Source organism: Streptomyces sp. NPDC058375, from assembly GCF_042723425.1.
GTDB classification, from domain to species: domain Bacteria; phylum Actinomycetota; class Actinomycetes; order Streptomycetales; family Streptomycetaceae; genus Streptomyces; species Streptomyces durocortorensis.
Genome location: NZ_JBHXJG010000385.1, coordinates 1 through 4,659 on the forward strand (window position 1 = coordinate 1; position 4,659 = coordinate 4,659).

A 4,659-nucleotide genomic window follows, 5' to 3' on the forward strand; every position below is an offset into this window, starting at 1 on the left:
GGGTGGAAACGGCGAACGCCGTCCACCCCGGCCGCTTTCGCGTCATCCGGGAGCCGCGCGCGGGCTACCAGCCGCGGGCGCGCCACTCGGGCAGCTGGGGCCGCTCGGCGCCCAGCGTCGTGTCGTGCCCGTGGCCCGGGTAGACCCACGTCTCGTCGGGCAGCCGGTCGAACAGCTTCGTCTCGACGTCGTTCAGCAGGCTCGTGAACGCCTCGGGGTCCTGGTGCGTGTTCCCGACCCCGCCGGGGAAGAGGCAGTCCCCCGTGAACAGATGCGGGGCGCCGTGCGGGTCGTCGTAGACCAGGGCGATGGAGCCCGGGGTGTGGCCGGTCAGATGGCGGGCGGTCAGCTCGACCCGGCCCACCGTGATCGTGTCGCCGTCCTCGACCAGGACATCGGTCGGCACCGGGATGCCGTCGGCGTCGTAGCGGCCCGCGTACGTCCGGGCGCCGGTCGCCCCGACCACCTGGGCCAGCGCCTGCCAGTGGTCACCGTGCTGGTGCGTGGTGACGACGGAGGCGATGCCGTCGTCACCGATCAGCGCGAGCAGGGTCTCCGGCTCGGCGGCCGCGTCGATCAGCAGCTGCTCGCCGGTGGCCCGGCAGCGCAGCAGATAGGCGTTGTTGTCCATCGCGCCGACGGCGACCTTGGAGATCATCAGATCCGTCAGTTCGTGCACGCTCGCCGGTCCGCCGACCTTCACCGCTCCGCTGTACGTCATGCGGCTCAGCCTATAGCGGGGGCAGCGCGGGCAGGGAGCCTCCGGCCACGGTCATGGCGGAGCCGTCACGGCGGCCGGCGAGCCAGCCCATCAGCTCGGCCGCCGACCCCTGCACGGTCACCAGGGCGCTCGGCGGGCCGCCGCCGGTGCTCCACGTGCGGCCGTCCTCGTCGGTCAGCGCCGTGGCCCCCACGTCGGGGTTGCCGGTGAAGCGCTCGGTGAGGAAGGCGATCTCCCGCTCCACGAACGCGGCGGGCAGGTCCTCCAGCTCGTAGCCGATGCCGAGATCGACGTGGTGCACGTCCACCTCGATCCAGCGGCGGAAGGGGATCCGGGCCGCGGAGTCCGTCACTCCGTTGCGCAGGGTGACGGTACGGGTCCAGTCGGCCGGTTCCGCGGCGATCGCGAAGAGGCGGTCCGCGCTCTCCCGGAAGTCGGCCAGCTGCTCGGCCAGGGGACGGGGGGCGCCGGCGGCGATGTCGGCGTCGCGGGTTTCGCTGCTCGCGTACATCGGGAGGCCCCGGAGAACATTTCCGAGCGCGTCGGCGTTACGTGACAGGTGGGTCAGAACATGGCCCCGATTCCAACCGGGCAACCGTGACGGCTCGGCGAGAGCGGCGTTGTCCAGTTCGCCGACCGCGTCGAGCAGCCGTTCGGTCGCTTCGCGTACAGCTCCCAGGTCGTGCGCATGATCAATCATGCGGCCGAGCCTAGCCTCGCCACCCATTCGGGTGAAGGAGGTCAAGGGCGGCCATGAATCGAATGTGCGTGCTATACGCTCGGAATCGAAAGCTTCGTACACCGCTGTGGCGCCCCCCATACCCTGGGAGAGGGGCTCAGTTCCCCCGCTTCTCTCTAGAAAGGTGCGGACCGGCGTGGCCGACCGTCTCATCGTCCGTGGCGCGCGCGAGCACAACCTGAAGAACGTCTCGCTCGACCTGCCCCGCGACTCCCTCATCGTCTTCACCGGGCTCTCCGGGTCGGGCAAGTCGTCCCTCGCGTTCGACACGATCTTCGCCGAGGGGCAGCGCCGCTACGTCGAGTCCCTCTCCTCGTACGCCCGGCAGTTCCTCGGCCAGATGGACAAGCCGGACGTGGACTTCATCGAAGGTCTGTCCCCGGCCGTCTCCATCGACCAGAAGTCGACCTCGCGCAACCCGCGCTCGACGGTCGGCACCATCACCGAGGTCTACGACTACCTCCGGCTGCTCTTCGCCCGGATCGGCAAGCCGCACTGCCCGGAGTGCCACCGCCCCATCTCCCGCCAGTCGCCGCAGGCCATCGTCGACAAGGTCCTCGGACTGCCCGAGGGGAGCCGCTTCCAGGTCCTCTCGCCGCTGGTGCGCGAGCGCAAGGGCGAGTTCGTCGACCTCTTCGCCGACCTCCAGACCAAGGGCTACAGCCGCGCCCGGGTCGACGGCGAGACCATCCAGCTCGCCGAGCCGCCCACGCTCAAGAAGCAGGAGAAGCACACCATTGAGGTGGTCGTCGACCGCCTCACCGTCAAGGACAGCGCCAAGCGCCGGCTGACCGACTCGGTCGAGACCGCGCTCGGCCTCTCCGGCGGCATGGTCGTGCTCGACTTCGTCGACCTCCCCGAGGACGACCCCGAGCGCGAGCGGATGTATTCGGAGCACCTCTACTGCCCGTACGACGACCTCTCCTTCGAGGAGCTGGAGCCGCGCTCCTTCTCCTTCAACTCGCCCTTCGGCGCCTGCCCCGACTGCACCGGCATCGGCACCCGCATGGAGGTCGACCCGGAGCTGATCGTCCCGGACGAGGAGAAGTCGCTCGACGAGGGCGCCATCCACCCCTGGTCCCACGGCCACACCAAGGAGTATTTCGGCCGCCTGATCGGCGCGCTCTCCGAAGCCCTCGGCTTCCGTACGGACATCCCCTGGGCCGGTCTGCCGCAGCGGGCCAAGAAGGCCCTGCTCTTCGGCCACAAGATCCAGACCGAGGTCCGCTACCGCAACCGGTACGGGCGCGAGCGCGCCTACACCACCCCCGCCTTCGAGGGCGCGGTCCAGTTCGTCAAGCGGCGGCACACCGAGGCCGAGAGCGACTCCAGCCGCGAGCGCTTCGAGGGCTACATGCGCGAGGTGCCCTGCCCCACCTGTGAGGGCTCCCGGCTCAAGCCGATCGTCCTCGCGGTGACGGTGATGGAGAGGTCCATCGCCGAGGTCGCCGCGATGTCGATCAGCGAGTGCGCCGAGTTCCTCGGCCGCCTCAAGCTGAACGCCCGCGACAAGAAGATCGCCGAGCGGGTCCTCAAGGAGGTCAACGAGCGGCTGAAGTTCCTGGTGGATGTCGGCCTCGACTACCTCTCGCTGAACCGCGCGGCCGGCACCCTGTCCGGCGGCGAGGCCCAGCGCATCCGGCTGGCCACCCAGATCGGCTCCGGTCTGGTCGGCGTGCTGTACGTCCTGGACGAGCCGTCCATCGGCCTGCACCAGCGCGACAACCACCGGCTCATCGAGACCCTGGTCCGGCTCCGCGACATGGGCAACACGCTCATCGTCGTCGAGCACGACGAGGACACCATCAAGGTCGCCGACTGGGTCGTCGACATCGGCCCCGGCGCCGGTGAGCACGGCGGCAAGGTCGTCCACTCCGGCTCGCTCAAGGAGCTGCTGGGCAACAAGGCCTCGATCACCGGCCAGTATCTGTCCGGCAAACGGTCCATCCCGACGCCGGACATCCGCCGCCCGGTCGACCCGGCCCGCAGCCTCACCGTGCACGGCGCCCGGGAGAACAACCTCCAGGACATCGACGTCTCCTTCCCGCTCGGCGTCCTCACCGCCGTCACGGGCGTCTCCGGGTCCGGGAAGTCGACCCTGGTCAACGACATCCTCTACACCCACCTGGCCCGCGAGCTGAACGGCGCCAAGTCGGTCCCCGGCCGTCACACCCGGGTCGACGGCGACGACCTCGTCGACAAGGTGGTCCACGTCGATCAGTCGCCGATCGGCCGGACCCCCCGGTCCAACCCCGCGACGTACACCGGAGTCTTCGACCACGTCCGCAGGCTGTTCGCCGAGACGATGGAGGCGAAGGTGCGCGGCTATCTTCCGGGCCGCTTCTCCTTCAACGTCAAGGGCGGCCGCTGCGAGAACTGCTCCGGCGACGGCACGATCAAGATCGAGATGAACTTCCTGCCCGACGTGTACGTCCCGTGCGAGGTCTGCCACGGAGCGCGCTACAACCGGGAGACCCTGGAGGTCCACTACAAGGGCAAGTCCATCGCCGAGGTGCTGGACATGCCGATCGAGGAGGGCCTGGACTTCTTCGAGGCCGTCCCGGCGATCGCCCGCCACCTCCGTACGCTCAACGACGTCGGCCTCGGATACGTCCGGCTCGGGCAGTCCGCGCCGACCCTCTCCGGCGGTGAGGCGCAGCGCGTCAAGCTGGCCAGCGAGCTTCAGAAGCGCTCCACCGGCCGCACGGTCTACGTCCTGGACGAGCCGACCACCGGTCTGCACTTCGAGGACATCAGCAAGCTGATCACCGTGCTCTCCGGCCTGGTGGACAAGGGCAACACGGTGATCGTCATCGAGCACAACCTCGACGTCATCAAGACCGCCGACTGGGTCGTCGACATGGGCCCCGAGGGGGGCAACGGCGGCGGACTCGTCGTCGCCGAGGGGACACCGGAGCAGGTCGCCTCGGTGCCCGCCAGCCACACCGGGAAGTTCCTCCAGGGGATTCTGGACGCGGACCGGGTCGCCGAGGCCGCGGTGCCCTCGGGCCGGGGGACACCCCGTAAGGCGGCTGTCCGCAAGGCCGCCCCCGCGAAGAAGGCGACGGCCGCGAAGAAGACGGCAGCCACCGCCAAGAAGGCCACCGCCACCAAGGCCGCTGCCGCCAGGAAGACGACCCGGGCCCGCAAGGCCTGAGCCCCCGGCGCACCGATGGCGGCGGCCCCCGCAGGACGACGG

3 protein-coding genes are annotated in these 4,659 nt (G+C 69.8%); 1 reads left to right on the forward strand and 2 read right to left on the reverse strand.

All coding sequences use genetic code 11. The features are described from left to right. Window positions 1-64 precede the first annotated feature (64 nt). Together ACFWM7_RS33750 and ACFWM7_RS33755 are read right to left on the reverse strand one after the other, a co-directional pair. Complete coding sequence (locus tag ACFWM7_RS33750) at window positions 65-721, reverse strand: MBL fold metallo-hydrolase (RefSeq protein ID WP_383268181.1); 657 nt, start codon at window positions 719-721, stop codon at window positions 65-67. A gap of 10 nt (window positions 722-731) precedes the next feature. Continuing rightward, entirely contained in the window at window positions 732-1,421 is a 690-nt protein-coding gene (locus ACFWM7_RS33755) for a maleylpyruvate isomerase family mycothiol-dependent enzyme (RefSeq protein ID WP_383268184.1), read from the reverse strand. A gap of 175 nt (window positions 1,422-1,596) precedes the next feature. Between ACFWM7_RS33755 and uvrA the strand changes: the two genes are divergently transcribed. Continuing rightward, a complete protein-coding gene (uvrA, locus tag ACFWM7_RS33760) occupies window positions 1,597-4,617 on the forward strand; it encodes an excinuclease ABC subunit UvrA (protein ID WP_383268187.1) in 3,021 nt (1,006 codons plus the stop codon). The last annotated feature ends 42 nt before the right edge of the window (window positions 4,618-4,659 follow it).